Raw genomic sequence first — 25,904 nt, forward strand, 5'->3', positions numbered from 1 at the left:
TGGGGCACCGCCCCGGCCCGGTCAGGGCTGGTCCGAGGCCGCCGCGGTGAAGCGCGCCCCCAGCTCCGCGACCGCGGCGCGCAGCTCCTGCCCGCCCTCGACGCGGAAGGCGAACGGCACGCGCGCCAGCCACTCCTGCGCGTACATGGCCGGGTTGCGCGTACTGCCGACCAGCACGCAGCCGTCCCCCGACGGTTCGAGCCGTCCCATGGGCGGCTGGATCCAGGGGGCCACCTCGGTGAGGGGGGCGGCGAACACCACGCGGGTGGGGAACACCCAGCCCAGGCCCAGGTTCTCCTCCAGCACCGCCACCGGGTCGAGGTCCTCGGGCGGTGCGAACGCGTGCGCGGTCGGCCGGACCGCGCGGACCCGGTCGACCCGGTAGGTGCGGATCGCCCCCGCGCGGTGCGAGTGGCACAGCAGGTACCAGCGTCCGTGGCGGACCACGACGGACCAGGGATCCACCTCCGCCTCCCACTCGTCACCGGCCTCGCCGCGGTAGGTGACCGACACCCGGCGCCGGGCCGCGACGGCGGCGACGAGTTCGCTGGTGACGGCCGGGTCCGGGCGGACCGCGTACGGGTCCGGTGCGGCCGACGCGTGCTCCCGCAGCAGGGCCGCCTGCCGGCCGACGCTCTCCGGCAGCGCCTTGACGACCTTGCCCAGGGCGGTGCCGACCAGGTCGTCGGCGTCGTCCGCGGCCGGCCGGCCGGCGAGGACCGCCATCACCAGTCCGAGGGCCTCGGACTGCGTGAAGTGCACGGGCGGCAGCCGTGTCCCGCGCCCCAGCCGGTACCCGCCGTACGGCCCCCGGGCCGACTCCACGGGGATGCCGGCCTCGCGGAGGATGCCGACGTACCGGCGCGCGGCGCGCTCCGTGACGCCCAGCCGCGCGGCGAGTTCGCCGGCCGTCGTGCCGGGGCGGGCCTGGAGGACCTCCAGGGCGCGCAGTGCTCGCGCGGTGGGGCTGAGATCGTTCGGCACCCATGCAGGCTAGTCCCCTCCGCCCGTGTCACGGTGGTCGCGCGACGAACCGGCAGTGGATCGTCCGGAACCCCTCCTACGGTGATCACCACGACCTGGAAGAAGGGGAACCGACCATGGACATCCTGCTCATCGGCGGCCTGTGGCTGGACGGCTCGGTGTGGGACCGCGTGGCGTGCACGCTGGAGTCGCTCGGCCATCGCCCGGTGCCGCTCACCCTGCCGGGCCAGGGCGACGGCTCCGCGTCGGCCACGCTGGAGGACCAGGTGGCGGCGGTGCTGGCCGCGGTGGACGCGGCGCCGGACAAGCCCCTGGTGGTGGGGCATTCCGCCGCCTGCACACTGGCCTGGCTGGCCGCCGACCGGCGGCCGGAGCGACTGGCCGGGGTCGCCCTGATCGGCGGCTTCCCGTTCTCCGACGGCCACGCGTACGCCGATTTCTTCGAGGTCCGCGAGGGCGTCGTGCCCTTCCCGGGCTGGGGCCCCTTCGAGGGGCCGGAGATCGCCGACCTCGACGACGGGGCCAGGCACCGACTGGCGGCAGCCGCGATCCCCGTTCCCGCCGCCGTGGCCCAGGGCGTGGTGCGGCTGGCGGACGAACGGCGCTTCGACGTCCCGGTCGTGGTCGTGTGCCCGGAGTTCACGCCCGCACAGGCACGGAAGTGGATCGACGGCGGTGACGTCCCGGAGCTCGCCCGGGCCGGACGGGTCGACTTCGCCGACATCGACGCGGGCCACTGGCCCATGGTCTCCCGCCCCGAAGAGCTGGCCCGGATCCTGGCCGCGGCGGCCGACGCGGCCTGACGGGCGCACCGCCGGGCACGAGCAGGTCACCGGCCGGCCCTCTCCCCCTCAGCGCCGCTCCGCCATCAGCCGTGATCCGGCCCGCCGGGCGCCGAACACGTCGTCCGGGTTGGACAGCACACACGTCTCCATCGACAGGCAGCCGCATCCGATGCAGTCGGTGAGGTGGTCGCGCAGGCGGTTCAGCTGCTTGATGCGCTCGTCCAGTTCCGAGCGCCACTTCTCGGACAGGCGCGCCCAGTCCTCCCTGGTCGGTGTCCGTTCCTCCGGCAGTTCGGCCAGGGCCTCCCGGATCGTGGCGAGCGGGATGCCCACCCGCTGGGCCGCGCGCACGAAGGCGACCCGGCGCAGCGTGTCGCGGCTGTACCGGCGCTGGTTGCCGGAGGTCCGCCGGCTGGTGATCAGTCCCTTGGACTCGTAGAAGTGCAGGGCGGACACCGCGGCTCCGCTGCGGGCGGACAACTGGCCGACGGTCAGCTCGTGGATCTTCTCGGGAATCTGGGGCACTCCTCAGAGATTACCCACCCGGCCGGTCCGCGGTCCGTTGACATCGACCCCCCAGCCGACCATGCTAAGCAGTTGCTTAGAGACGCGAGTGAGAGGCCGGGACATGGCAGAACCGAGGACCTTCACCTCCCCCGACGAACTGCGGGCGGCCGTGGGCGAGGAACTGGGCCCCACCGACTGGGTGGAGATCGACCAGAAGCGGATCGACCTGTTCGCCGAGGCGACCGGGGACCACCAGTGGATCCACGTGGACCCGGAGAAGGCCGCCGCCGGGCCGTTCGGGACCACCATCGCCCACGGCTACCTCACCCTGTCCCTGCTCCCGCTGTTCGGGCCGCGGCTCATCCAGGTCGAGGGCGTGAAGATGGGCGTCAACTACGGGACGAACAAGGTGCGTTTCCCCGCGCCGGTCCCCGTCGGCTCCCGGCTGCGCGCCACCGGGAGGATCACCGGCGTCGAGGACGTCACCGGTGGGGTGCAGGTGACGGTCGCGTTCACCGTGGAGCGCGAGGGCGGCGACAAGCCGGTGTGCGTCGCCGAGTCGGTGTCCCGGTACTACCTGTAGACACCTGTAGACCAGGCGGCTACCCGGCCCCGACCATCCGCAGCACGAGGTCGGCGTAGAGCGCGCCGACCTCCTCGGGGGTGCGCGGGCCGTTCACGTTGAACCAGCGGGCCACGTCGATGCACAGCGACAGCACGGCGAGCGTGGTGCCCTGGACGTCCAGCACGTCGAACTCACCGGAGGCCACGCCGTCCTCGATGATCCCGCGCACCTCCGCGTCCACCTGGCGGCGCAGCGCGACGATCTCCGCGCGGGCCTCGGGGCCGAGGGCGTCGAGTTCGTACTGCACGACCCGCGCGGTGGTGCGCCGGCCCGCGTGCCAGCGGACGAAGGAGCCGACCGCGTCGGCCAGCCGCTCGGCCGCGGTGCCCTCCCGCCGTGCCGCGGTGCGCAGAATGTCGAGGGCCTTGTCGTGGCCGATGCGGCTGATCCGGTGGAGCAGCTCTTCCTTGGTCTTGTAGTGGATGTAGAGCGCGGCCGGGCTCATGCCGGCGCGGCCCGCGATGTCACGGGTCGTCGTCGCGTGGTAGCCACGCTCGGCGAAGGCCTCCACGGCCGCGACGAGCAGCCGCCGGGCCGCGTCAGGGGTGACCTCTTCCCACGGCTCCACTTCGCCGCCGGTCGTCTCCTGCGCCGTACTCATCGCTCGCTCGCCCCTCTCGGTGACAGGAGCACCACCATACCGCCGTCGGTGAGCGGGCGCTTAGCCGAGCCGCTCAGAGCTTCTCGAAGGGGTCGTGCTCGGCGAGCAGCTTCTCCAGCCGGGCCTGGTCGACACCGCTGACGATCTACCCGGCCTCCTGCCGGTCCCGGATCACCTTGGCGAGGGTGAAGGCGGAGGTGACGAGGTACAGGACGGCGATCGCCAGGAAGCCGCGGACCCAGGCGCTGGCGTCGAGCCGGGCGATGCCGATGGCGGTGGCCGCCATGGCGACCGCGAAGGAGGCGACGGCCTGCCCGTAGAACGCGGCCGTGCTCTGCTGTTTGACCGGTGTGTCACTCATGGCAGCCAGCATCGGCGGACGTGGTCCGCGCCACATCCGCCGGGATACTCAGAACCGGGTGCGCCGCGTACTCAGAAGGCCGAGACCCCGGTCAGGGAGCGGCCGATGAGCAGCTTCTGGATCTGGCTGGTGCCCTCGTAGAGGGTCATCACACGCGCGTCGCGCAGGAGTTTGCCGGCCGGGTACTCGTCGATGTAGCCGTAGCCGCCGAAGACCTGGAGGGCGTTGTTGGCGGCGCGCACCGCGGCCTCGGAGGCGAACAGCTTGGCCTTGGAGGACTCGACGGCGAACGGCTCACCGCGGTCGATGAGGTCGGCGACCCGCCAGGTCAGCAGCCGGGCCGCGTCCACGTCGACGGCGATGTCGCTGATCAGCTCCTGCACCAGCTGGTGCCGGGCGATCGGCTTGCCGAACTGCTCCCGCTCACCGGCGTACCGCACGGCCGCGTCCAGCGCGGCCTGGGCTATCCCGACACAGCCCGCGGCCACCGACATCCGCCCCTTGGCGAGCGCGGACATGGCGACGGAGAAGCCCTTGCCCTCCGCGCCGAGCATCGCGGAGGCGGGCACGCGCACGTCCTCCAGGACGAGCTCGGCGGTGGCCTGGCCGCGCAGGCCGAGCTTGCCGTGGACGGTACGGCGGGTCAGGCCGGGGGTGTCGGCGGGCAGGAGGAACGCGGACACGCCCTTGTGGCCGGGGGCGTCGGTGGAGCGGGCGAAGAGCAGGACGACGTCGGCCCAGGTGCCGTTGGTGATGAACATCTTGGTGCCGTTCACGACGTAGTCGTCGCCGTCGCGCACCGCCCGGGTGGTGAGGTTGCCCGCGTCGGAGCCGGTGCCGGGCTCGGTGAGGCCGAAGCAGCCGACGTACTCGCCCGCGGTGAGTCCCGGGAGCCAGCGTCGCTTCTGCTCCTCGCTCCCCCAGGCGGCGATCGTCTTGGCGACGAGCCCCAGGGAGACGGAGACGATCCCGCGGACCGAGGAGTCGCCGCGCCCCAGCTCCTCGGTGACCAGGCAGTAGGAGAGGTGATCGCCGCCGGAGCCGCCGTACTCCTCGGGCACGGTCAGGCCGAGGAAGCCGACCTCGCCGAGCTTCTTCACGATGCCCCGGTCGACCTCCTCGGCGCGGTCCCAGGCGACCACGTGCGGGGCGATCTCGCGCTCCACGAAGTCCCGGGCGAGCTGCCGTACGGCCCTCTGCTCCTCGCTGAGCCCCAGGTTCACCACGAGATCACCCCTACCGCCGATGGATCTTGAAAGCCGGACATTTAAATTAGCACTGCTAGTTTCTGGTCGCAGCCCTACTATGTGCGCCATGGCCCGACCGCGCAAGCCCCTCCTCAGCACCGACCGGATCGTCGAGACGGCCCGGGACCTCGTGGACCGGGAGGGTCTGGCGGCCGTCTCCACCCGCCGGCTCGCCGCCGAGCTGGGAGTGAGCGGGCCCTCGCTCTACAACCACTTCCGCACCAAGGACGAGATCCTGGAGGCGGTGGCGGACTCGGTGAGCGCCCAGGTCGACCTGTCGATGTTCGAGGACGGCCGGGAGTGGCAGACCGCGCTGCACGACTGGGCCGTCTCCTACCGGGCCGCCCTGCGCGACCACCCGAACATCGTCCCCGTCCTCGCCCGGGGCCCCGGCCGCCGCCCGGCCGCGCTGCGGCTGGCCGACGCGGTCTACGGCGCGATGGTCGACGCGGGCTGGCCGCCGGCGCAGGCGACCTCCATCGGCGCGCTGATGCGGTACTTCATCATGGGCTCGGCACTCGGTTCCTTCGCCGGCGGCTTCGTGGACGACGCGAGCGCGTACGACCCCGCCGACTACCCCCACCTCGGTCAGGCCCACCTGCTCGCCGAGCAGCAGGAGAAGATCGACGAGCGCGCCTTCGAGGCGGGGCTCGCCGCGCTGCTGGACGGGCTGGCGCAGCAGTACCGGCAGGCAGGGATGTGAGGACGCGGCGGCCGGTGACCCTTCGGCCGCCGCCGAAGCGTCACTGCCGCATGCTGGGGGCATGAACACCGAGGAGCCCCAGGCGGCCGGGCTGGCGGCGCTGGCCGGGCTGATCGCCGACCGGACCCGCGCCGCGTGCCTGCTGGCGCTGCTGGACGGGCGGGCGTGGACGGCAGGTGAGCTGGCCCGGCGTGCCGGGGTCGCGGCCTCCACGCTGAGCGAGCACCTCGGCAAGCTGGTGGCCGGCGGACTGCTCACGGAGGAACGGCAGGGGCGGCACCGGTATGTGCGGCTGGCCGACGCACGGGTGGCGCAGGTGATCGAGGACCTCGCCGCGCAGGTGCCCGCGGCGGCGGTACGGCGCCCACCGCGCAGCCTGCGCGAGGCGAGCGCCGGGGCCGCCATGGCCCGGGGGCGGACCTGTTACGACCATCTCGCCGGGCGGCTCGGGATCGTGCTCACCGACGCGCTGACCCGGCGGGGGCTGCTGCGGCAGGACACCGGGTTCGCGCTGACGGACGCGGGGGTGGAGTGGTTCGGTGCGGCGGGTGTGCCCCTGGACCTCGGCGGCCGGCGCCCACTGGCCCGCGCGTGCCTCGACTGGACGGAACGGCGACCGCATCTCGCCGGGGCGGCGGGTGCGGCGTTGTGCCGGCGGGCGCTGGAGGCGGGGTGGTGCGTGCGGGTCGGATCGGGGCGGGCGGTCGCGGTGACTCCGTCCGGGGAGCGGGTCTTCTCCGACCTGCTCGGCATCTCCCGTGACGACCTGCGCTGAACCGCGGCGAGCGGGGAGGCGACGGCGGAGCGCCGACCGCGGTCGCGTGGGGGCTCGTCGCGCGGTTCCCCCCGCCCGTTCGGGGCGCTCACCCTCAGAAGACGACCACCGCCCGTCCCCCCTTGCCCGCCAGCATGTTCTCGAAGGCCGCCGGGATGTCCTCCAGGGTGATCCGGTCGGTGACCAGGGTGGAGAGGTCCAGGCGGCCCTCCCGCACGTGCTCGGCGAGGAGCGGCACGTCGCGGGACGGGTCGCTGTTGCCGTAGACGCAGCCGGAGAGGGTGCGGCCCCAGTGGAAGAGCTCCAGGGCGTTGAAGGTGACCTGCTGGTCCTTGCCGCCGATACCGACGACCGTCGTACGGCCGCCCCGGCGCGTGGACTCCCAGGCCGCGCGGATGGAGACCGCGCGGCCCACGCACTCCACGGAGACGTCGACGCCCTGCCTGCCGGTGAGGCCGCGGATCTCGCGCGGGGTGTTCCCGGAGGCGAGGACGTAGTCCGTGGCGCCGGCGGCGCGGGCCAGTTCCTCCTTCTCGGGGGAGACGTCGACGGCGATGATCCGGGACGCCCCCGCGATACGGGCCGCTTGCAGCGTGGCGAGGCCGACTCCGCCGACGCCGAACACGGCGACCGTCTCGCCGGACCCGACCCGCGCCGAGTGGTGCACCGCGCCGTATCCGGTGAGGACGGCGCAGCCCAGCAGGGCGGCGTCCACCAGCGGCACCCCGTCCGGCAGCGGCAGCACACAGGACGCGGCGACCACCGTCTCCTCGGCGAACGCGGCCACGTTCAGCCCGGGGTGCAGGTCGGTGCCGTCGGTCGTGCGGGCGTGGACGTCGGCCGCGCCGTTCAGCGCGTTGGCGCACAGCCAGACCTCGCCCAGCGCGCAGGCATGGCAACTTCCGCAGGAGGGCGCCCAGTTGAGGACGACCGGGGACCCGGGCGAGACATGGGTGACACCCTCCCCGACGGCGAGGACCGTACCCGCGCCCTCGTGACCGAGGACGGCCGGGACCGGCACCCGCATGGTGCCGTCGGACAGGGAGAGGTCGGAGTGGCAGACGCCGGCGGCGGCGAGGCGGACCCGGACCTGTCCGGGGCCCGGGTCGGGCAGCTCGATGCCGGTGATCTCCAGCGGGGCGCCGATGGCGGGCAGGACGGCGGCTCGTACGGCCATGGGTGACGGAACTCCTCAGAACTGGAGGGACTTGGTCTGGAGGTACTCGGCGAGTCCGTGCGCGCCGAGTTCCCGGCCGACGCCGGACTGCTTGTAACCGCCGAACGGCGCCAGCGGGTTGAACCGGCCGCCGTTGATGTCGACCTGGCCGGTGTCCATGCGGCGCGCGAAGGCCACCGCCTCGGCCTCCTCGGCGGCCCAGACGGCGCCCGCGAGGCCGTACACCGTGCCGTTGGCGATGCGCAGGGCGTCGTCCTCGTCCTCGTACCTCAGGATGGACAGGACCGGGCCGAAGATCTCCTCCTGGGCGATGGTCATGTCGGGGGTGACGTCCGCGAAGACCGTCGGGCTGACGAACCAGCCGCGCTCGCGCGGGGATTCGGGGCCGCCCGCGACGAGGAGGGCGCCCTCGGCGACGCCCTTCTCGATGTAACCGCGCACCCGGTCCCGCTGCCTGGCACTGACCAGCGGTCCGATGCGGTCGCCGTACTTGGCGGCGGCGGTCGCGGCGAGTTCGACGGCCTCGGCGTACCGGTCGCGGTGGACGAGCATCCGGGTCCAGGCACTGCACGTCTGACCGGAGTTGGACATCACGTTGGCGACACCGACGTTCACGGCCCTGGCGAGGTCGGCGCTCGGCAGGATGACGTTGGCGGACTTGCCGCCGAGTTCCAGGGCGACCTTCTTCACGGCCGCGCCGGCCACGGCGCCGATCCGCCGGCCGACCGCCGTGGAACCGGTGAAGGAGACGAGGTCGACGCCGGGGTGCTCGGCGAGCGCCCGCCCGGCGACCGGGCCGAGACCGGTGACCAGGTTGAACACCCCCGCCGGCACGCCGGCCTCGTGCACCGCCTCGGCGAAGAGCTGGGCGGTGAGCGGGGTGTCCTCGGCGGGCTTGAGGACGATCGCGCAGCCGGCGGCGAGGGCCGGGGCGACCTTGGCGACGATCTGGTGGAGGGGGTAGTTCCAGGGGGTGATGGCGCCGACCACGCCGATCGGCTCGTGCAGGACGGTGGAGTTGCCGACCTTCTCCTCGAAGGGGTGGGCCGCGGCCAGGTCGGCGTAGGAGCCCGCGACCGCGATCGGCACGGCCGCGTGCACGGCCTGGGAGAACGGCAGGGGGGAGCCCAGTTCCGCGGTGACCGTCTCGGCGATCTCGTCCTTGCGGGCCGCGAGGACGTCGCGGAGGGCGGCCAGGCGCGCGGCGCGTTCGGCCGGGGGCGTGGCGGCCCAGGCGGGGAGCGCGGCCCGCGCGGCGCGTACGGCGGTGTCGACGTCCAGGGCCGAACCGGCCGGGACCCGTGCGATGACCTGCTCGTCGGCGGGGTTCACGACCTCGATCCCGTCCGCGCTCCCGGCGGGGCGCCAGGCGCCGTCGATGTACAGGCCGTCGTGTGCCTTCATGGCTGTGTCCTCCCGGGCGGGGTCCGCGTCGTCCGGCACACAAACTAGCGGTGATAGTTTTCCCGCGCCAGACATGGCCGGTCCGCGAACGCTCCGGGACATCATGCCGAAGGGACCGGCCGGTGTGCGGGCACCGCGTGCGCACCGGCCGGTCCCCCGGTCACCTGGTCGCGGTCAGATGGGCGAAGACCACCACGTTGCTGGTGTAGCCGGTCCGCCGGCTGAACAGGCCGCCGCAGGTGAGCACCCGCAGTTCCGGGCGCCCGGTCGGGCCGTAGACCTCCTCGTCGGGGAAGCCGGCCTTGTCGTAGACCTTCACCCGGTCGACGGAGTAGACGGCGACGCGGCCGTCCGCCCGCCGGACCTCGACGGGCTTGCCGGGCTTGACCTGGGCGAGGCCGGCGAAGACCGCGGGTCCGGTGCGGGTGTCGCGGTGGCCGACGGCGACGGCGGTGCCGGCCTCGCCGGGCGTGGGGCCGCCCTGGTACCAGCCGACCAGCCGCGGTCTGTCGACGGGCGGTGTCTCCAGCTCCTGGTTCCGGTCGAGGCGCAGCGGGGTGATGGGGGCGTCGATGCCCAGGGAGGGGACGCGGAAGGACGTCGGCCGGGACCGGGGCAGCGGGCGGGGCGGCGGCGCCGGAGGGGCGGTCGGCCCGCCCTGGGCGGAGCCCGTACCGGCCGCCACGGCGTGCGGGCCGGACCCTGCCGCTCCGCCGCCCGACCCGCAGCGCGACCCCAGCGTCACCAGGACGAACACCAGCAGGGCCGTCCTGGCGAGGCGGTAGGCGCGGGTGCGGTACCAGGGCCTGCGCCGGTACCTACGCGGCGCCATGGGGCCGCCGGCGGACCAGCCGGATGTACACGACACCACAGACGGCGATCAGGCCCACGGCACCCGCGGCGGCCACCGGGGAGTAGGCGGCGGCCGTGTCGATGAGACCGCCGCCGCCCGCGTGCACCCCTCCCCTGGGTCCGTTCTGGTCGCCCTTGCCCCAGGACGCGTCGCTGTCGTGCCGGCCGTCGGAGTCGTTGTGCCGGCCGTCGGAGATCTGCCCGCCCGGCCCGTGCTCACCCTCGTGGCGCCCGTCCTTGCAGTTGACGCGGAAGACCTTCTCCTTGAGGGCGGCGGGGGTGCCCACGAGCCAGCTGATCTTGTACTGACCGTCCGCGAGGCCGAGCGGGTCGGTGTGCCCGGCGCCCCCGGCGAGCTGGATGGTGCCGGCGACGGTGGCGGCGGTGGGGAGCGGGGGCTGCGGGGTGATGGTGTAGGCGATGCTGGTGAGCGTGTCGAAGTTGACGGCCTCCAGATAGAACCGGCACACCACGGGATCGTCCTTGACCGACCCCACGAGCGGCGTCCCGTGGAGGTGACGCTCGTCGTGAATCCTGATGTCGCCGTTCTCGCCCTGGGCCACCGCACTCGGCGCCGCCACCCATGACGCGCCCGCCGCGGCGAGGGCGGTGAGGACGACTGTGGCGCCCGCGCGGGGGCCGACGGCACGTGGGGTCATGGTGGGCATGCGCGCTCCTCCGAGTTCAGACGATTTTCATACAAATCGCTCGTTCGCCTGGACTCTCCTTCATGGGCCGCGCGGCCCCTGGCACTGACGCCCGACGCGCCGTCACAGATCGCTCGTGCGGCGCAATCCCGGGCGCTTCGGCCCCTTCCCGGTCACCCGCCCGGACGGCCCCTCGGGCCGGCCCGGCGAGCGCAGCGCCACTCCCGACGACACCAGCAGCAGGGTCCCCAGCATCACGAACGGCGCGGCCACGCCCGCCAGACCGGCGACCAGGCCCGCGGCCGCCGGGGCGGCGACCTGGCCCAGCCGGTTGCCGGTCAGCCGCAGGGCGAGCGCGGTGGAGCGGGCCTCGGCCGGCGCGGCCTGCACCACCGTCGTCATCGACAGCGGCTGGCCCACACCCAGGCAGAAGCCGAGGACCGTGAGCATCACGCCGAGCGCCCACACCGGCACCGGCAGCGCCACCCCCGCACACAGCAGGGCCGCCAGCAGGCAGGTCACGGTGAGCAGCGCGGGCCGGCCGAGCAGCCGCAGCAGCGGGGTGAGGACGAGCCGGCAGGCTATGGTAGCGCCCGCCCGGAGGCCGAGCAGGACGCCGATCACCGAGGGCGCGATCCCCCGGTGTTCGCCGACCACCGGCAGGTAGGCGGTGAGGACGTCGGTCGCGGACAGCACCGACAGGCTGATCAGCATGCCCGCGGGCACGCCCCGGGCGCGCAGGATGCCGCCGACCGGCACCCGGCCGCCGCTGGACGCACGGGAGTCGACGGCCGTACGGTCCTCGATGCGCCACAGCGAGGTGAACGCGACCGCCGCGCCCGCACCCGCCACGACGAGGGCGAGCGCGCTGCTGCGGGCCATGTCGGGGCCACCGATGAGCGCGCCCGCGGCGACGGGTCCGACGAGCTGGCCGAGGGAGGCGCCGATGGTGAAGTGGCCGAAGTTGCGGTCCTGTTCGTACGGCGCGGACTGACGGGCCACCAGCGACTGGGCGCCGATCACGAAGCACAGGTGGCCGAGTCCCATCACCCCGCTCCACAGGGCCATCGCCCACAGCGAGCCGGCGAGCCCGCTGAGCGCGCAGCCGGCCGCGATGAGGACGACACCGGCCGGCAGCAGGGGCGCGCAGCGGCCGTGGTCGGTACGGCGGCCGAGCGGTACGGCGGCGAACAGCGGCAGCAGCGCGTAGACACCGGCGATGACACCGACCGCCCGTTCGTCGGCGCCCAGCGCGAGGGCCCGGTAGGAGACGGCGGGCCGGGCCATCGACACCGCCCCCTGCGCGCAGCCGAAGGCGATGACGAGGCGGAGCAGCCAGCCGCGGTTCCCACCGGGCCCCATGATGTCCTCCAGGGGGATCAGATGATGCCGAACAGGACGCCCGCGCCGAGGACCACCAGCGAGGTGAGCACGGCCCACTTGACCACGAACCGGGTGTGGTCGCCGAACTCCACCTTGGCCATGCCGACCAGGACGTACACGGCCGGGACGAGCGGGCTGGACATGTGCAGGGGCTGGCCGACGATCGAGGCGCGGGCGATCTCCACCGCGGACACGCCGTGCGCCTGGCCCGCCTCGGCGAGCACCGGCAGGACGCCGAAGTAGAAGCCGTCGTTGGACATGAAGTAGGTGAGCGGGATGCTCAGCACGCCGGTGACGAGGGCCATGTGCGGACCCATGCCGTCGGGGACGTTGTCCACCAGCCACTTCGCCATGTGGTCGACCATGCCGGTGCCCTGGAGGACGCCGGTGAAGACGGCGGCGGCGAAGACCATGCCGGAGACGTTGAGGACGTTCTCGGCGTGGGCGGCGATCCGGGCCTTCTGGTCCGGCATGTGCGGGAAGTTGATGGTCAGGGCGAGGGCGGCGCCGAGCAGGAACAGCACCGGGATCGGCAGCCACTCCATGATCATGGCGGTGAGCAGGGCGACCGTGAGCAGCGCGTTGAACCAGTAGAGCCTGGGGCGCAGGGTGGGACGGTCCGGGTCCAGGCCCTGGAAGCCCTCGCCCTCGGGCTCGTCGGGCAGGCCCGCGCCCGGACCGGAACCGCCGGCCCTCGTCACGCCCTTGCCGGCACCGGCGCCGACCAGCACCGTCTCGGTCTCCTCCACCAGCACCTCGTCCAGCGTCAGCACACCGAGCCGCTTGCGCTCACGGCGGCCGAGGACGTAGGCGAGGGCGAAGACGAACAGCAGGCCCATGGCGAGGGCCGGGATCATCGGCACGAAGATGTCACTGGCGTCGAGCTTCAGCGCGGTGGCGGCGCGGGCGGTGGGGCCGCCCCACGGCAGCGTGTTCATCACGCCGTTGGCCATGGCGGCGACGCCGGTCATCACGACCAGGGACATCTTCAGGCGCTTGTACAGCGGGTACATCGCCGAGACGGTGATCATGAAGGTGGTGGAGCCGTCGCCGTCCAGGGAGACGATCCCGGCGAGGACCGCCGTGCCGACCACGATCCGCAGCGGGTCGGCCTTGCAGAACCTGAGAATGCCCCGCACGACCGGGTCGAAGAGGCCGACGTCGATCATCACACCGAAGTAGACGATCGCGAACATGAGCATCGCCGCGGTGGGGGCGAGGCCGGTGACGCCGTCGATGACGTAGTCGCCGAGCTTGGCGCCCTTGCCCACGAACACGCAGAAGAGCGCGGGTATGAGCACGAGCGCCGCGATCGGCGACATCTTCTTCAGCATGATCAGGACCAGGAAGGTCGCGATCATGGCGAAGCCGAGGATGGTCAGCATGAATGGATACCTAACGTTCGCCCTTGAACATCCCACCTGGGGGTCGGCGGTGCGATGACGTTAGGTCCGTTCAAACGGCGTTAACAAGATGTTGACGTGCGAGCAATAAGCGCGAAAGTCCAGGTCACGGCAGTGCTACGACCGCTGCGAGCTCCACGGGGACGCCGTTGAGGACCGCGTTGCCCGACAGCGGGTCGAGCAGGCTGCCGTCGAGCAACTGGTTGACGTTGACGCCGGGGTGGGTGGAGGCGTGGCCCAGCCGGGTGCCGGGCCGGTCGTGGCCCCAGCCGTGCGGCAGGCTCACCACGCCGGGCCGGACGCCGTCGGTGACCTCCGCGGGGGCCACCACCTCTCCCCCGGCGCCCTTGACGCGGACGTCCGCGCCGTCCCGGACGCCGAGGCGCGCCGCGTCCTCGGGGTGGATGTGCACCGTGCAGCGGTTGCTGCCGCCCGTGAGCGCGGGCACGTTGTGCATCCAGCTGTTGTTGGAGCGCAGATGGCGGCGGCCGACCAGGACGAGGCCCGCGGGCCGCTCGCGCAGGGCCGCGCGGAGCCGGGGCAGGTCGTCGGCGAGGGGCCCGGGCAGCAGCTCGACCTTGCCGCTGCGGGTCTTCAGCGGCTGCGGCAGGCGCGGGCGCAGCGGGCCGAGGTCGATGCCGTGCGGGTGGGCGAGCAGCTTCTCCAGGGTCAGCCCGTCGGGGCGGGCGCCGAAGCCCTCGCCGTACGGGCCGAGGCGCAGCATCAGGTCGAGCCGTCGCTCGGGGCCGTTGTCACCGGTCAGCAGGGCGGCGAGCTCGTGCGGGTCGCGTCCGTGCACCGGCCCGTGCGCGTCCTGGACGGCCTTGCCGAGGGTCTGGTCGATGACCATCGCGTCGACGGCGGACGGGTCGGCGCCGTGCATGCCCGTGGCGGCCAGGACCAGCCGGGCGAGGATCTCGGTCTCCGCCATGCGGCCGGGCTCCAGCGGGACGGCGGGGCGGGTGTAGCGGACCTGGTTGCGCACGGCCAGGGCGTTGAAGGCGAAGTCGTGGTGCGGGCTCTGGGAGGGCGGGGGCGGGGGCAGGACGACGTGGGCGTGGCGCGAGGTCTCGTTGAGGTACGGGTCGACGCTGACCATGAAGTCCAGGGAGTCCAGGGCCTTGTCGAGCCGGTCGCCGTCGGGCGCGGAGAGCACGGGGTTGGCGGCGACGGCGATCAGCGCGCGCACCGGTGTCCCCTCGTCGGTCACGGTGTCGATCTCCTCGGCGAGCGCGGCGAGCGGCAACTCCCCCTTCGCCTCCGGGTGTCCGCTCACCCGGGAGTGCCAGCGGCCCAGCGCGAAGCCACGGCCCGGGCCCGCCGGGCGGGGCGCCTTGTCGGTGGCGGCCTGCGGGAAGAGCGCGCCGCCGGGCCGGTCCAGGTTGCCGGTGAGGATGTTCAGGACGTCGACCAGCCAGCTGGCCAGGGTGCCGTGCGGGACGGTGCAGCTGCCGATGCGGGCGTAGACGGCGGCGGCCGGGGCGGCGGCCAGCTCGCGGGCGAGGGTGCGGATGACACCGGCGTCCAGGTCGCAGGCGGGCGCCACGGCCTCGGGGGTGAAGTCGCCCAGCGCGTCCCGGAGTTCGTCGAGCCCCTCGACGTGCGGGGCCAGGTGCCGGAGGTCGACCAGGTCCTCCGTGAAGAGGGTGTGGGCCATCGCGGCGAGCAGCAGGGCGTCGGCGCCGGGGCGTATCGCCAGGTGGCGGTCGGCGAGCTTCGCCGTGCGGGTGCGGCGCGGGTCCACGACGGTGAGCCGGCCGCCGCGCGCCTTGAGGGCCTTGAGCCTGCCGGGGAAGTCGGGGGCGGTGCACAGACTGCCGTTGGACTCAAGGGGGTTGGCGCCGATGAGCAGCAGGTGGTCGGTGTGGTCGAGGTCCGGCACCGGGATGGCGCCCGCATCGCCGAACAGCAGCCCGCTGGACACGTGCTTGGGCATCTGGTCGACCGTGGAGGCGGTGAACAGGCTGCGGGTGCGCAGGGCGCCGAGCAGGACCGGCGGATAGAGGGCGCCGGCCACGGTGTGCACGTTGGGGTTGCCGAGGACCACGCCCAAGGCGTCGGGGCCGTACCGCTCCACCACCGGGCGCAGACCCGCGGCGACCGCGTCGAAGGCCTCCTCCCATCCGGCCTCGCGCAGGCTGCCGTTCTCCCGGACGAGCGGGGTGCGCAGCCGGTCGGGGTCGCCGTCGACGGCACCGAAGGCGGCGCCCTTGGGGCAGATGAACCCCTGGCTGAAGACGTCGTCCCGGTCACCGCGGGCGCCGGTGACGCGGGTGCCCTCGACGGTGAGGGTCAGCCCGCAGGTGGCCTCGCACAGGGGGCAGATTCGCAGGGCGGTGCGGGACACGGGTCCTCCCGGAGGGGTCGGCGACGGGGTCGCCCGCGCACGAGCGGGCGGACCGGCTGGGGCGAGCATACCGACCGGTATGCACGGAGGGGAGGCCCCGCACGTGACCCTTCCGTTCTGGCACACCCTCGGACCGCCGGGCACCGGCCGACGGGTGACACGCCGACCGATCCACGCCGGGCGTCGGGCGACACTTCAGCCGACCCATGCCGGTCTTGGGTGACTCCGGGCGGCCCATGCCGACCGCCGGACGAGACTCCAGCGACCCGCGTCAGCCGTCGGATGGCGCTCCGGTCGCCCCACACCGGCCCTGGGAGTAGCACTCCGGTCGGCCCGTGCCGACCGCCGGATGACGATGGGCCCGACCCGCGCCGACCGCCGCCGGATGCCCTCCGGCCGACCCATGCCGGCCCTGAGAGCGACGCTCCGGCCGGCCTGCGCCGGTCTCGGGGGACTCCGGGCGACCCGCGCCGGTCTCGGGGGACTCTGTGCGACCCGCGCAGACCGCCGGATAGCACTTCGGGCGGCCCGCGCAGACCGTCGGATGGCACTCCGAGCGACCCGAACAGACCGTCGGATGGCACTCCGAGCGACCCGAACAGACCGTCGGATGGCACTCCGAGCGACCCGAACAGACCGTCGGATGGCACTCCGAGCGACCCGCGCAGACCGTCGGATGAGGTTCCGTCCGCCCGTGTCTCAGTCCAGCACGCGTCCCAGGTACGCCCGGAGCAGTTCCCGGGTCTCCGTGATGATCGCCTCGTCGCCCTGCGGGTCGATCCGGAAGGCGAGTTGGACGAGGGTGTCGGCGCTCTCCACGGCGACCAGGAAGGCCCGCCGCAGGTCCGCGTCCGGGATGCGGCCGAGATAGCCGGCGAGCAGGTCGGTGAGCCGGTCGGCGACCCGGGTGTTGGGCTCGTCGTGGCGGGAGCCGACCGGGATCTGGTTGCCGAAGTCCACCAGGGAGAAGCCGGGAGCCGTGCGCTTCATGCCCAGGTACTCGTCCAGGACGGCGTCCATGGCGGCCCGCCAGTCCCCCTTGCCGGCCTTCTTCAGCCGGTCGGTGACACGCTCGACGTACCGCTCCAGGTTGCGCTGGGCGAGGGCGTCGGCCATCTGCCGCTTGTTGCCGAAGAAGCGGTAGACCGAGCCGATGGGCACGCCGGCGCGCTGGGCGACCGCGCGGGTGCTCAGGGCGTCGTAGCCGACCTCGTCGAGGAGTTCGGCGCAGGCGTCCAGGATCCTGGTCAGCCGTTCGGCGCTGCGCCGCTGGACGGGCGCGCGGCGGAGCGATGTCGCGTGGGGCACGGGCTTCATGATGCCTTTCCGCCGGGGTCCGGTGAACCTCCCCCCACAGTACGGAGACAGGTGGCCCTTGCACTCAATCGCCGGCGGAGCCAGGGCGCCGAAGGTCCTCGTCCGCCGGTGACGCGGGGGTGCCGTGACCGTCGTCCGCCGGTGAGGGCGGCGTTCCGGCCGGCGCTCACCCCGTGCCCGTCTCCGCGTCGGACACCGTGATGTCGGCGGTGCTCTGGACCGGCTTGCCGCGGACGGCCCACACCGTGCCGTCGTCGGCGTAGAGGCGGACGGTGACCTGGTGGGTGCCGTGCGGGACGAGACCGGCGCCCAGGTGGTACGTGGGGGTGCGCAACCGGGCGACCCGGTGGCCGTCGACGAACAGGTGGGCGAGCCCGCGGCCGATGGCCGCCGCCGGCCGGGTCCCGGCCGGGGAGAGCCGGAAGTGCCGCAGGGTCAGCCGGACGTCCCAGCCGCCGGCCGAGTCCGGGATGACCTCGACGGCGACCTCGGGGGCGTTCCGCTGGGCCACCTCGCGCAGGTTCCGGCCGGTCTCGTCGGTGTCGTCCAGCACCTTCCCCACGGGCGACGGCGAGACGGTCGTCCCGCCGTGCGCCGCACCGCTGGTGCAGGCCGCCGCTCCGAGCGGCAGCAGGACGCCCACCACGAGCGCGGCGAGGAGCCCACGCGTCCACTTCGTCCACGACATGACCGGGAGCGTAGAACAGCACCGCGGCACTCCGGATCCCCCTGAAGTCTGGTTCCCGCCGTACCCCGCAGGGAGGACCACGACCCTCTTGCGTGGACCCTCACTCATTCCTACGGTGATGCATAGGAATCGGGAGCACAAGGAGCGATCATGAGCGATGGGGGCACCTCCCGCGCGAGCGTGTTCGAGCGCGGGGGAGCACGGAAGACCGCCGAGGGGCTGTCGTATCTGACCGGGTTCGGCAACGAACACGCCTCGGAGGCGGTGCCGGGCGCCCTGCCCGAGGGCCGCAACTCGCCGCAGCGCGCACCGCTGGGCCTGTACGCCGAGCAGCTGAGCGGTACGGCGTTCACCGAGCCGCGGGCGCACAACCGGCGCTCCTGGCTCTACCGCATCCGCCCCTCGGCCGCGCATCCGGCGTTCACGCGCACCGACAACGGCGCGATCCGCACGGCGCCCTTCGCCGAGGCGGTGCCCGACCCCAACCGGCTGCGCTGGAACCCGCTGCCGCAGCCCCCGGCCGGCACCGACTTCCTCGCCGGCCTGTGGACGCTGGGCGGCAACGGCGACGCGACCCAGCGCACGGGCATGGCCGTGCACCTGTACCACGCCAACACCTCGATGGAGCGGGTCTTCTCGGACGCCGACGGCGAGCTGCTGATCGTGCCGGAGCGCGGCGGGCTGCTGCTGCACACCGAGTTCGGCCGGCTTCATGTGGAGCCGGGCCATGTGGCGCTGATCCCCCGTGGAGTGCGCTTCCGTGTGGAGCTGCTCGATGAGTCGGCCCGAGGCTATGTGTGCGAGAACTATGGGGCGCCGTTCCGGCTGCCCGACCTCGGCCCGATCGGCGCCAACGGGCTCGCCAACCCCCGGGACTTCCGGGCTCCGGTGGCGGTGTACGAGGACGTCGAGGGGCCGGTGGAGGTGGTGAACAAGTTCTGCGGCAACCTGTGGACGGCGACCTACGACCACAGCCCCCTGGACGTGGTCGCCTGGCACGGCAACCATGTGCCGTACACCTACGACCTGCGCCGCTTCAATGTGATCGGCACCATCTCCTACGACCACCCGGATCCGTCCGTCTTCACGGTGCTGACCTCGCCGTCGGACACCCCGGGCCTGGCCGGCGTGGACTTCGTGGTCTTCGCGCCGCGCTGGCTGGTGGGCGAGGACACCTTCCGGCCGCCGTACTTCCACCGGAACGTGATGAGCGAGTACATGGGCCTGATCGAGGGCGCCTACGACGCCAAGGCGGAGGGCTTCGTGCCCGGCGGCGGCTCGCTGCACAACATGATGTCGGCGCACGGCCCGGACCGGGAGACGTTCGACCGGGCGAGCGCGGCCGAACTGAAGCCGCAGAAGCTCGACGACGGACTGGCGTTCATGTTCGAGACCCGCTGGCCGGTGACCCTCACCCCGCAGGCGGCGGGCGCCGACCACCTCCAGCAGCGCTACGACGACGTGTGGCAGGGGCTGGAACGGCACTTCCGGGGGTGACCGCCGCCGTTGCGCCGGACGTTCTTCGCCAGGTACGGATAACCCCGTGACCTCCTTCGCCCCGGATTCGATCGTCCTGAACCGCAAGCTGCCGCTGTGGTACCAGGTGTCGCAGTCGCTGCGCGCCTCGATACTGGGCCGCTCCCCCGAGGACCCGCTGCGCCTGCCCACCGAGGAGCGCCTGGCGGAGCACTACGGGGTGAGCGTGCTGACCATGCGCCAGGCGCTGAAGGAGCTGGAGGACGAGGGTCTGATCAGCCGGCACCGGCGGCGCGGCACGTTCATCGAGCCCGGGGCGCGGCGCGGGGCCCCCGTCCGGCTGCTGGGCTCGGTGGACGCGATCGTGGCCCAGCAGTCCGGGATGACGACCGAGCTGCTCGGCCACGGTCGCGTGCCGGTGCCCGCCGGGCTCGCCGAGTACTTCCCGGATCTCACGGAGGTGGCGGCGTACCACCGGCTGCGCAGCGACGAGAAGACCGGCGAGCCGACCAACCACGCCGTCAACCACATCCGCCCGGAGCTGGCCGAGGGCATCGACCCGGAGGACCTGGTCCGCTGGCCGATGACCAAGGTGCTGCGGGACGTGGTGAAGGCGGACATCAGCCGGATCACGGACACGGTGGAGGCCCGGCTCGCCGACCCGGACACGGCCCGGCTGCTCGAAGTCCCGCTGCTCAGCCCGATCCTGCACTACACCGGGGTGACGTACGACAGCGAGGGCCGGGTGCTGGACGTGGCGGTCATCCACTACCGGGGCGACCGCTTCTCGTTCACGGTCACCCTCGACGCGTGAACGCTCCGCTGCCTCAGCCGGGGGGCCGTCCGTCGCCTGTGGGCCCGTCGCGTCCGGACGCACGGGCCCTCACGCCCCTACGGGGGCACCACCCACTGCCGCAGCACGCCCTGCAAGACGCACGACAACCCTCCACTGCCCCAGCCAGGAGGCCGTCCGCCGTCTGCCGGCCCGTCGCGGCCGGACGCACGGGCCCTCACACCCCTACGGGGGCACCACCTGCTGCCGTAGCACGCCCTGCAAGACGCACCACGACGCACCGCCGCCTCAGCCGGGAGGCCATCCGTCGACTGCCGGCCCGTCGTGGGTTCCTCACGCCCCTTCGAGGGCCCCACCCGCTGTCGTAGCATGCCGTGCGTGACGCACGACGACGCTCCGCTGCTGGCGGACCTCATGCCGTGGTCCGTCGCACCGCTGCGGCCGGGCCGCGCCTGGCCGACGGCACCGGACCCGGCCTCGCTGCGGGCCCGCTGGGACGCGCTACTCAAGGCCGGGGGCCCGGACCGGGAGGCCCTGTTCGAGCCCACCCGCGCCCGTACGCTCCAGTCGGCGGTGGGTCAGTTGCCCGGTTCGCCCGCCGGCACCGAGCGGCTCGCGCGCGCCGAGGGGCCCTGCCCGGAGCCGGTGCGGGTGCTGGCCGCTCCCTTCGACGAGCAGTGGCTGATCCCGGACCACCGGCTGCTCGACACGGCCCGCCCGGAGCTGTGGCGGGTGGCGGACGCGCGGCAGGTGTTCACGGTCGAGACGGGCGACGCCGACGCCCCGCTGCTGGCGACCGCGCTGCTGCCCACCCTGCGCCCGGGCCGCGTCCGCCCGCTCTACCGCCGCCCCGGCGGCACGGAACCGAACCTCGCCCCCGGCCTGCTGGACCATCTGGCGGCCCGGCTGGGCACGCGCCCCTCGGCACCGGACGTGCTGGCCTGGATCCTGATGACGGCCGGCCCCGGCCTCACCGTCCCGCTCACCGACGACCCCGGGCTGTGGGCGTCCGGCGTGGAGACGGGCCGCCGGGCGCTGTGGCTGATGCGCCGGGACGGTGAGCGCCCGAAGCTGCCCGGCGGGCGGCGCCCGTACGTCCGCGCGCCCCTGCCGAACCGTCCGCACGCCCTGCACTACGACCGCGACGAGGAGACCCTGCACCTGGACGAGGGCCGTATCTCGCCCGTCCCGCCCGAGGCCTGGGACTACGAGGTGGCCGGAGTGCGGGTCCTGGAGAGCTGGTTCGCGGTGCGCACCGCGCCGGCGGAGCCGGGCACGCTCGCCGCGATCGGTCCCGCCGTCTGGCCGCAGACCTGGACGTCGGAGCTGCTGGAGCTGATCACGGTCCTCGCCCTGCTGGCGGAACTGCGCTCGTCGCGCGACGGGTTGAAGGTGACGTCACCGGTCACGGCGACCGAGCTGCGGGAGGCGGGCGTCCTGCCGGTGCCGGAGTCCTCCCGCCGCCCCGCCTCGGTCCTCGACCACCACGAGGAGGGCCCGGACGGGCAGGTCCCGTTGCTGTAGCCGCCCGCCGGCCGGCGCGTCATGCGCCCGCCCTCGGCGCACCGCGCCCCCGGTCCGGTCACGGCGGCCTCGGGCCGACCCCCTGGGGGCGCGGGGAACGGCGCGACCGGCCGCCCGCGGTCCGCACCGGCCGCACCCGCCCGGCTAGCGCGGCGCGAACGCGTCGAGAACCCTCTCCACCATCCGCTCGAACACCGCCTCCAGATCGATCGGCCCCGCGTCCTGCGCGAACGCCGCCGCCATGCGCGGATACGCGCCGGAGGCGATCTGGCGGCCCAAGTGGGCGATGCGGACCGCGTTCTCCTCGTCCTCCGACCACGGCAGGGCCCGCACCCGTTCGGCCGTGTCGAGTTCGTTGCGGACGTAGGTCGTGACCATGCCGTTCAGCATCGCGATGAACTCCATCTTGGTGCCGTACGCCGCCTCAAGCGGGTCCAGGCAGGCCAGGCAGTGCTCCAGGTAGCGCAGGGCGTGCGGGCTGAAGCCGTAGACGGGGGACATCAGGCGCGGCAGCCACGGGTGCCGGAGCATCAGCTCACGGGTCTGCCGCGCCACCCGGCGCATGTCGCCGCGCCAGTCGCCGCTGGGCTCCCACAGCTCGTGCTCCGCACCCGCCGCGTCCACCATGAGCTCGTACAGGTCCTCCTTGCGGGGGACGTAGTTGTACAGCGACATGGTGCCGCAGCCCAGCTCGGCCGCCACGTGCCGCATCGACACCGCGTCGAGCCCTCGCGCGTCGGCGATCCGGACGGCGGCGGCGGCGATGTCGTCGCGCGTGTACGCCGGTTTCGGACCTCGGCCGGTGCGCTCGGGGCGCGCCCAGATCACCTCGGGGACGGCCCCTCGGACTGCCATCGCTCATCACCTCGGCCACCATCGTAGTTACGTACACCGTACGTAGTGCGATATGGTCCCGGCATGACTACTACGTACGCTGTACTTAGTGCAGGTCTGGAGAAGCGCTTCGGCGCTGTGCGGGCCGTGCGTGGGCTCGATCTGGCCGTGGCCGAGGGCACGGTCTGCGGGCTGCTGGGGCCCAACGGGGCGGGGAAGACGACGGCGGTGCGGCTGCTGACCACGCTGCTGCGCCCGGACGGGGGCTCGGCGCGGATCGCCGGGCACGACGTGGTGCGGGAGGCGGCGGCCGTGCGGCGCCGGATCGCGGTCACCGGGCAGTACGCCTCGGTCGACGGGGACCTCACCGGCCGGGAGAACCTGCGGCTGTTCGCCCGGCTGCACCGGGTGCGCGGGCCGGCCGCCCGCGCCGACGAACTGCTGGAGCGCTTCGGGCTGACCGAGGCGGCGGACCGGAAGGCGGCGGCGTACTCGGGCGGCATGCGGCGCCGGCTGGACCTCGCCGCGAGCCTGCTGCGCCGTCCCGACGTGCTCTTCCTGGACGAGCCGACCACCGGGCTCGACCCGGCCAGCCGCGCCCGCATCTGGCAGGCGGTGCGCGAGCTGAAGGCGGCCGGCACAACCGTGCTGCTGACCACCCAGTACCTGGAGGAGGCCGACCGGCTCGCCGACGACATCGCCCTGGTGGACCGGGGCCAGGTCGCCCACACCGGCTCGCCCGCCGCGCTGAAGGCGCTCATCGGGTCCCACGTGGAGGCGGTGGTCGCGGACGCCGGCGCGCTGACCCGGGCGGCGGCCGTGCTCGACCGGCTGACCGGCAGGGAGCCCGTGTTCGACCGTGAGCGCTGCGCCGTCGGCGCGGTCACCACCGATCCGACGCTGACCCTGCCCCGCCTGGTGCGCGAACTCGACGCGGCCGGTGTGCCGTTGCTGGACGCCGGCATCCGGCCGCCCACCCTCGACGACGTCTTCCTGCGGCTCACCGGTGAGTCCGCCGGCAGTGAGGAGCGTGCCGCGTGAGCGCGTTGGCGTACGACGGACTGGCGATGGCGGGCCGGCAGCTCCGCCGGGTCCGCAACACCCCGGGCCTGGCGATCCTGACCCAGCTGATGCCGGTCAACATGCTGCTGTTCTTCGGCTACGTGTTCGGCAGCGCCCTGGCGGTGCCCGGCCGCGAGTACCGGTCCTTCCTGGTGCCCGGGCTGCTCGCCGCCACGGCCGCCGGCGGGCTGATGACCGGCATGTTCCAGGCCGCCCAGGACACCCACCGGGGGGTGATGGACCGGTTCCGCACGATGCCGGTGAGCCGGGCCGCCGTACCGCTCGGGCAAGCCGTCGCCGACCTCCTCGTCACGGCCGTCGGAACGGTGCCGCTGCTGCTGACCGGGCTCGCGGTGGGCTGGCGGATCGAGGGGTCCGCGGCCGGGGCGGCCGGCGCCGTGGGGCTGCTGCTGCTCTTCCGGTTCGCCTGCACCTGCGCCGGGATCCTCCTGGGCCTGCTGTCCCGCAGCGAGGAAGCCGCCGGACAGCTCGGCGCCGCCTCCTTCGTGCTGCCGCTGCTGTCGAACGCCTACATCCCGACCGGCAACCTGCCGCACTGGCTGCGCGTGCTCGCCGAGTGGAACCCGATCAGCGCGGTGACCACCGCCCTGCGGGACCTCTTCGGCAACGCACCCGTCCCGGCGGGCGCCGCCTGGCCGGTGGCGCACCCGGTCGCGGGATCGCTGGCCTGGAGCCTCGCCCTGACCGCGCTGTTCCTGCCGCTCGCCGTGCGCAGGTACGCCCGGACCGAATGAGTCCGCACTGCTGACAGGGCCGCCGGTCAGGGGAGATCATCCACCCCATGGATCGTCTCCCGCTGCCCCTGGACGGCATCACCGTCGTCGCCGTCGAACAGGCCGTGTCCGCGCCCTTCGCCACCCGGCAGCTCGCCGACCTGGGGGCCAGGGTCATCAAGGTGGAGCGGGTCGACGGCGGCGACTTCGCGCGCGGCTACGACACCGCGGCCCGCGGTCTCGCCTCGCACTTCGTGTGGTGCAACCGCGGCAAGGAGTCCATCGCGCTGGACCTCAAGGACCCGCGCGGCCTGGACGTCGTACGGCGGCTGGTCGCGGACGCGGACGTGTTCGTGCAGAACCTCGCGCACGGCGCGGCGGCCCGGCTCGGCCTGGACGCGGCCACGCTGTGCGCCGCGCACCCGCGGCTGATCGCCGTGGACATCTCGGGCTACGGCGGCTCGGGGCCGTACACGGACAAGCGGGCCTACGACATGCTCGTGCAGTGCGAGGCGGGGCTGGTGTCGGTGACCGGGACACCGGAGCAGCCGGTGAAGGCGGGCATCCCGGCCGCGGACATCGCGGCGGCCATGTACGCGTTCTCCGGTGTGCTGGCCGCGCTCGTGCGGCGCGGGACGACCGGGCGGGGCGGGCCGGTGGAGGTGTCCATGCTGGAGGCGCTCGCCGAGTGGATGGGCCATCCGCTGCACCACGCGCTGCACGGCGGGGAGCCGCCGGCCCGCACCGGGCTGGCGCACGCCGTGATCGCACCGTACGACGCCTATCCGACGGCGGACGGCGGGCGGGTGCTGCTGTCGGTGCAGAACGACCGGGAGTGGCGGCGGCTCGCCGAACAGGTCGTGGGCCGCCCGGAACTGGGCACCGATCCGGCGTACGCGACCAATGCCGCGCGGGTGGCGCACCGGGAGCGGACCGACGCCCTGGTCGCGGGGGCGCTGGCGGTGCTGGACGCCGAGGAGGCGCTGGCCCGGCTGGAGAAGGCGGGCATCGCCTGCGCCCGGCTGCGGGACGTGCGCGAGCTGGCGGAGCATCCGCAGCTGGCGGCCAGGGAGCGGTGGCGTCAGGTGGGGTCGCCTGCCGGGCCGTTGAAGGCGCTGCTGCCCCCTGTCACGCTGCCGGGCGGGGACGAGGCACGGATGGGTGACGTGCCCGCACTCGGACAGCACACCGGAGCGCTGCTGCGTGCCGTGGGGATGACGGACGACGAGATCACAGCGCTGCGCCGGGACGGTGTGGCGGCCTGAGCGCGGGCACCCCTGCTCGGGTCAGGGGCCCTGCGGTGCGGTCAGTGACCGCCGAACAGCGAACGGCGCAGCCGGCGCAGCGGCGCGAAGAGGGAGACGCGGCCGATCCGCGTGCCCCGGTCGCTGCGCTGCCGCACGGAGTCACGCGCCGTCAGCTCACGCATCAGCGACGTCGCCTCGACCGTCTCCCGCTGCGGTATGGCGGGACCCGCCAGCACCGACAGATGGCGGTCGAGCCGCGTACTGGTCGCGCTGCTCCCGCAGGTGATCGCAGGGATCCTGGCCCTGCTGCGCACTGTTATCTGCTCCATGTCACTCCCCACCCGTACGAGTCCACCCGGCCCGGGCAGGGTAACCCTATCGCCCCGGTGGGGCACGCGTGTATCTCGGCCACAGGATTCACCTTCCCC

25 protein-coding genes and 1 pseudogene are annotated in these 25,904 nt (G+C 73.6%); 10 read left to right on the forward strand and 16 right to left on the reverse strand.

Going from position 1 to position 25,904, the window contains the following annotated elements; translation table 11 throughout:
- Positions 1–21 precede the first annotated feature (21 nt).
- The gene (locus tag IE294_RS04200; RefSeq protein WP_189882370.1) at positions 22–984 is read right to left on the reverse strand and encodes a helix-turn-helix transcriptional regulator; all 963 of its coding nucleotides are present in this window, start codon (positions 982–984) and stop codon (positions 22–24) included.
- A 116-nt stretch (positions 985–1,100) separates the two neighbouring features.
- Here IE294_RS04200 and IE294_RS04205 point away from each other — a divergent pair, with 116 nt between their 5' ends.
- Positions 1,101–1,787, forward strand: coding sequence for an alpha/beta fold hydrolase (locus tag IE294_RS04205; protein WP_189882372.1), 687 nt, complete (start codon positions 1,101–1,103; stop codon positions 1,785–1,787).
- 48 nt (positions 1,788–1,835) lie between these two features.
- Here IE294_RS04205 and soxR read toward each other — a convergent pair whose 3' ends face one another.
- Positions 1,836–2,294 (reverse strand): redox-sensitive transcriptional activator SoxR, encoded by a 459-nt coding sequence (gene soxR, locus IE294_RS04210; protein ID WP_189882374.1) that lies wholly within the window; start codon positions 2,292–2,294, stop codon positions 1,836–1,838.
- Positions 2,295–2,397: 103 nt separating this feature from the next.
- Between soxR and IE294_RS04215 the strand changes: the two genes are divergently transcribed.
- Positions 2,398–2,859, forward strand: a complete 462-nt coding sequence (locus tag IE294_RS04215; protein WP_014671756.1) for a MaoC family dehydratase — start codon at positions 2,398–2,400, stop codon at positions 2,857–2,859.
- 19 nt (positions 2,860–2,878) lie between these two features.
- Here the strand turns inward: IE294_RS04215 and IE294_RS04220 are convergent, their stop codons facing one another.
- From IE294_RS04220 to IE294_RS04230, 3 genes and pseudogenes are all read right to left on the reverse strand, one after another.
- Positions 2,879–3,502: a TetR/AcrR family transcriptional regulator gene (locus tag IE294_RS04220; protein ID WP_189882376.1), complete on the reverse strand. Its 624-nt coding sequence runs from the start codon at positions 3,500–3,502 to the stop codon at positions 2,879–2,881.
- 73 nt (positions 3,503–3,575) lie between these two features.
- Positions 3,576–3,863 (reverse strand): annotated as a pseudogene (locus IE294_RS04225) (YiaA/YiaB family inner membrane protein).
- 71 nt (positions 3,864–3,934) lie between these two features.
- Positions 3,935–5,086: an acyl-CoA dehydrogenase family protein gene (locus tag IE294_RS04230; RefSeq protein WP_189882549.1), complete on the reverse strand. Its 1,152-nt coding sequence runs from the start codon at positions 5,084–5,086 to the stop codon at positions 3,935–3,937.
- A gap of 91 nt (positions 5,087–5,177) precedes the next feature.
- On the opposite strand from IE294_RS04230, the gene IE294_RS04235 reads away from it, so the two are divergent.
- Positions 5,178–5,813 (forward strand): TetR/AcrR family transcriptional regulator, encoded by a 636-nt coding sequence (locus IE294_RS04235; protein WP_189882380.1) that lies wholly within the window; start codon positions 5,178–5,180, stop codon positions 5,811–5,813.
- A gap of 61 nt (positions 5,814–5,874) precedes the next feature.
- A complete protein-coding gene (locus tag IE294_RS04240; RefSeq protein ID WP_189882382.1) occupies positions 5,875–6,588 on the forward strand; it encodes an ArsR/SmtB family transcription factor in 714 nt (237 codons plus the stop codon).
- A gap of 94 nt (positions 6,589–6,682) precedes the next feature.
- Here IE294_RS04240 and IE294_RS04245 read toward each other — a convergent pair whose 3' ends face one another.
- From IE294_RS04245 to IE294_RS04285, 9 genes are all read right to left on the reverse strand, one after another.
- Positions 6,683–7,765, reverse strand: a complete 1,083-nt coding sequence (locus IE294_RS04245) for a Zn-dependent alcohol dehydrogenase (RefSeq protein ID WP_189882384.1) — start codon at positions 7,763–7,765, stop codon at positions 6,683–6,685.
- A 15-nt stretch (positions 7,766–7,780) separates the two neighbouring features.
- Positions 7,781–9,169 (reverse strand): aldehyde dehydrogenase family protein, encoded by a 1,389-nt coding sequence (locus IE294_RS04250; RefSeq protein WP_189882386.1) that lies wholly within the window; start codon positions 9,167–9,169, stop codon positions 7,781–7,783.
- 160 nt (positions 9,170–9,329) lie between these two features.
- Positions 9,330–10,001 (reverse strand): class F sortase, encoded by a 672-nt coding sequence (locus IE294_RS04255; RefSeq protein WP_189882388.1) that lies wholly within the window; start codon positions 9,999–10,001, stop codon positions 9,330–9,332.
- Complete coding sequence (locus IE294_RS04260; RefSeq protein ID WP_189882390.1) at positions 9,988–10,689, reverse strand: hypothetical protein; 702 nt, start codon at positions 10,687–10,689, stop codon at positions 9,988–9,990. Before IE294_RS04260 ends, IE294_RS04255 begins: the two co-directional genes overlap by 14 nt.
- Before the next feature lie 102 nt (positions 10,690–10,791).
- Positions 10,792–12,030 (reverse strand): MFS transporter, encoded by a 1,239-nt coding sequence (locus tag IE294_RS04265; protein WP_189882392.1) that lies wholly within the window; start codon positions 12,028–12,030, stop codon positions 10,792–10,794.
- 17 nt (positions 12,031–12,047) lie between these two features.
- Positions 12,048–13,436: a CitMHS family transporter gene (locus tag IE294_RS04270; RefSeq protein ID WP_189882394.1), complete on the reverse strand. Its 1,389-nt coding sequence runs from the start codon at positions 13,434–13,436 to the stop codon at positions 12,048–12,050.
- 124 nt (positions 13,437–13,560) lie between these two features.
- Complete coding sequence (locus IE294_RS04275) at positions 13,561–15,801, reverse strand: molybdopterin oxidoreductase family protein (protein ID WP_189882396.1); 2,241 nt, start codon at positions 15,799–15,801, stop codon at positions 13,561–13,563.
- A 699-nt stretch (positions 15,802–16,500) separates the two neighbouring features.
- Complete coding sequence (locus IE294_RS04280) at positions 16,501–17,118, reverse strand: TetR/AcrR family transcriptional regulator (protein WP_189814716.1); 618 nt, start codon at positions 17,116–17,118, stop codon at positions 16,501–16,503.
- Between the two features lie 166 nt (positions 17,119–17,284).
- Entirely contained in the window at positions 17,285–17,806 is a 522-nt protein-coding gene (locus IE294_RS04285; RefSeq protein WP_189882398.1) for a hypothetical protein, read from the reverse strand.
- Positions 17,807–17,956: 150 nt separating this feature from the next.
- Here IE294_RS04285 and hmgA point away from each other — a divergent pair, with 150 nt between their 5' ends.
- The 3 genes from hmgA to IE294_RS04300 all read left to right on the forward strand — a co-directional run bounded on the left by hmgA (position 17,957) and on the right by IE294_RS04300 (position 21,599).
- A complete protein-coding gene (gene hmgA, locus IE294_RS04290; protein WP_189882400.1) occupies positions 17,957–19,303 on the forward strand; it encodes a homogentisate 1,2-dioxygenase in 1,347 nt (448 codons plus the stop codon).
- Between the two features lie 46 nt (positions 19,304–19,349).
- A complete protein-coding gene (locus IE294_RS04295; RefSeq protein WP_189814713.1) occupies positions 19,350–20,096 on the forward strand; it encodes a GntR family transcriptional regulator in 747 nt (248 codons plus the stop codon).
- Positions 20,097–20,444: 348 nt separating this feature from the next.
- Positions 20,445–21,599 carry a type ISP restriction/modification enzyme gene (locus IE294_RS04300; protein ID WP_189882402.1) on the forward strand — a complete coding sequence of 385 codons (1,155 nt, stop codon included), beginning with the start codon at positions 20,445–20,447 and terminating at the stop codon, positions 21,597–21,599.
- 144 nt (positions 21,600–21,743) lie between these two features.
- Here IE294_RS04300 and IE294_RS04305 read toward each other — a convergent pair whose 3' ends face one another.
- On the reverse strand, positions 21,744–22,454 hold the full coding sequence (locus tag IE294_RS04305; RefSeq protein ID WP_189882404.1) for a TetR/AcrR family transcriptional regulator: 711 nt from the start codon (positions 22,452–22,454) through the stop codon (positions 21,744–21,746).
- 63 nt (positions 22,455–22,517) lie between these two features.
- On the opposite strand from IE294_RS04305, the gene IE294_RS04310 reads away from it, so the two are divergent.
- The 3 genes from IE294_RS04310 to IE294_RS04320 are packed head-to-tail and all read left to right on the forward strand — an operon-like array spanning position 22,518 to position 25,494.
- Positions 22,518–23,474, forward strand: coding sequence for an ATP-binding cassette domain-containing protein (locus IE294_RS04310; RefSeq protein ID WP_189882406.1), 957 nt, complete (start codon positions 22,518–22,520; stop codon positions 23,472–23,474).
- Positions 23,471–24,250, forward strand: a complete 780-nt coding sequence (locus IE294_RS04315) for an ABC transporter permease (protein WP_014671777.1) — start codon at positions 23,471–23,473, stop codon at positions 24,248–24,250. The genes IE294_RS04310 and IE294_RS04315 overlap by 4 nt, the downstream gene beginning before the upstream one ends.
- 47 nt (positions 24,251–24,297) lie before the next feature.
- Positions 24,298–25,494 carry a CaiB/BaiF CoA transferase family protein gene (locus tag IE294_RS04320; RefSeq protein WP_189882408.1) on the forward strand — a complete coding sequence of 399 codons (1,197 nt, stop codon included), beginning with the start codon at positions 24,298–24,300 and terminating at the stop codon, positions 25,492–25,494.
- A 41-nt stretch (positions 25,495–25,535) separates the two neighbouring features.
- Here IE294_RS04320 and IE294_RS04325 read toward each other — a convergent pair whose 3' ends face one another.
- Positions 25,536–25,805, reverse strand: a complete 270-nt coding sequence (locus IE294_RS04325) for a hypothetical protein (RefSeq protein ID WP_041665066.1) — start codon at positions 25,803–25,805, stop codon at positions 25,536–25,538.
- Between the last annotated feature and the right edge of the window lie 99 nt (positions 25,806–25,904).

The sequence above is a fragment of the Streptomyces canarius genome (genome assembly GCF_014650735.1).
Lineage (GTDB): Bacteria > Actinomycetota > Actinomycetes > Streptomycetales > Streptomycetaceae > Streptomyces > Streptomyces olivaceoviridis.

What these genes read in the sequence shown, in the direction of transcription:
- IE294_RS04205 (WP_189882372.1), top strand. Translation starts at nt 1,101, where the DNA reads ATGGACATCCTGCTCATCGGCGGCCTGTGGCTGGACGGCTCGGTGTGG.
- IE294_RS04215 (WP_014671756.1), top strand. Translation starts at nt 2,398, where the DNA reads ATGGCAGAACCGAGGACCTTCACCTCCCCCGACGAACTGCGGGCGGCC.
- IE294_RS04220 (WP_189882376.1), bottom strand. Translation starts at nt 3,502, where the DNA reads ATGAGTACGGCGCAGGAGACGACCGGCGGCGAAGTGGAGCCGTGGGAA.
- IE294_RS04235 (WP_189882380.1), top strand. Translation starts at nt 5,178, where the DNA reads ATGGCCCGACCGCGCAAGCCCCTCCTCAGCACCGACCGGATCGTCGAG.
- IE294_RS04240 (WP_189882382.1), top strand. Translation starts at nt 5,875, where the DNA reads ATGAACACCGAGGAGCCCCAGGCGGCCGGGCTGGCGGCGCTGGCCGGG.
- IE294_RS04245 (WP_189882384.1), bottom strand. Translation starts at nt 7,765, where the DNA reads ATGGCCGTACGAGCCGCCGTCCTGCCCGCCATCGGCGCCCCGCTGGAG.
- IE294_RS04250 (WP_189882386.1), bottom strand. Translation starts at nt 9,169, where the DNA reads ATGAAGGCACACGACGGCCTGTACATCGACGGCGCCTGGCGCCCCGCC.
- IE294_RS04255 (WP_189882388.1), bottom strand. Translation starts at nt 10,001, where the DNA reads ATGGCGCCGCGTAGGTACCGGCGCAGGCCCTGGTACCGCACCCGCGCC.
- IE294_RS04260 (WP_189882390.1), bottom strand. Translation starts at nt 10,689, where the DNA reads ATGCCCACCATGACCCCACGTGCCGTCGGCCCCCGCGCGGGCGCCACA.
- IE294_RS04265 (WP_189882392.1), bottom strand. Translation starts at nt 12,030, where the DNA reads ATGGGGCCCGGTGGGAACCGCGGCTGGCTGCTCCGCCTCGTCATCGCC.
- IE294_RS04270 (WP_189882394.1), bottom strand. Translation starts at nt 13,436, where the DNA reads ATGCTGACCATCCTCGGCTTCGCCATGATCGCGACCTTCCTGGTCCTG.
- IE294_RS04280 (WP_189814716.1), bottom strand. Translation starts at nt 17,118, where the DNA reads ATGAAGCCCGTGCCCCACGCGACATCGCTCCGCCGCGCGCCCGTCCAG.
- IE294_RS04285 (WP_189882398.1), bottom strand. Translation starts at nt 17,806, where the DNA reads ATGTCGTGGACGAAGTGGACGCGTGGGCTCCTCGCCGCGCTCGTGGTG.
- hmgA (WP_189882400.1), top strand. Translation starts at nt 17,957, where the DNA reads ATGAGCGATGGGGGCACCTCCCGCGCGAGCGTGTTCGAGCGCGGGGGA.
- IE294_RS04300 (WP_189882402.1), top strand. Translation starts at nt 20,445, where the DNA reads ATGCCGTGCGTGACGCACGACGACGCTCCGCTGCTGGCGGACCTCATG.
- IE294_RS04305 (WP_189882404.1), bottom strand. Translation starts at nt 22,454, where the DNA reads ATGGCAGTCCGAGGGGCCGTCCCCGAGGTGATCTGGGCGCGCCCCGAG.
- IE294_RS04310 (WP_189882406.1), top strand. Translation starts at nt 22,518, where the DNA reads ATGACTACTACGTACGCTGTACTTAGTGCAGGTCTGGAGAAGCGCTTC.
- IE294_RS04320 (WP_189882408.1), top strand. Translation starts at nt 24,298, where the DNA reads ATGGATCGTCTCCCGCTGCCCCTGGACGGCATCACCGTCGTCGCCGTC.
- IE294_RS04325 (WP_041665066.1), bottom strand. Translation starts at nt 25,805, where the DNA reads ATGGAGCAGATAACAGTGCGCAGCAGGGCCAGGATCCCTGCGATCACC.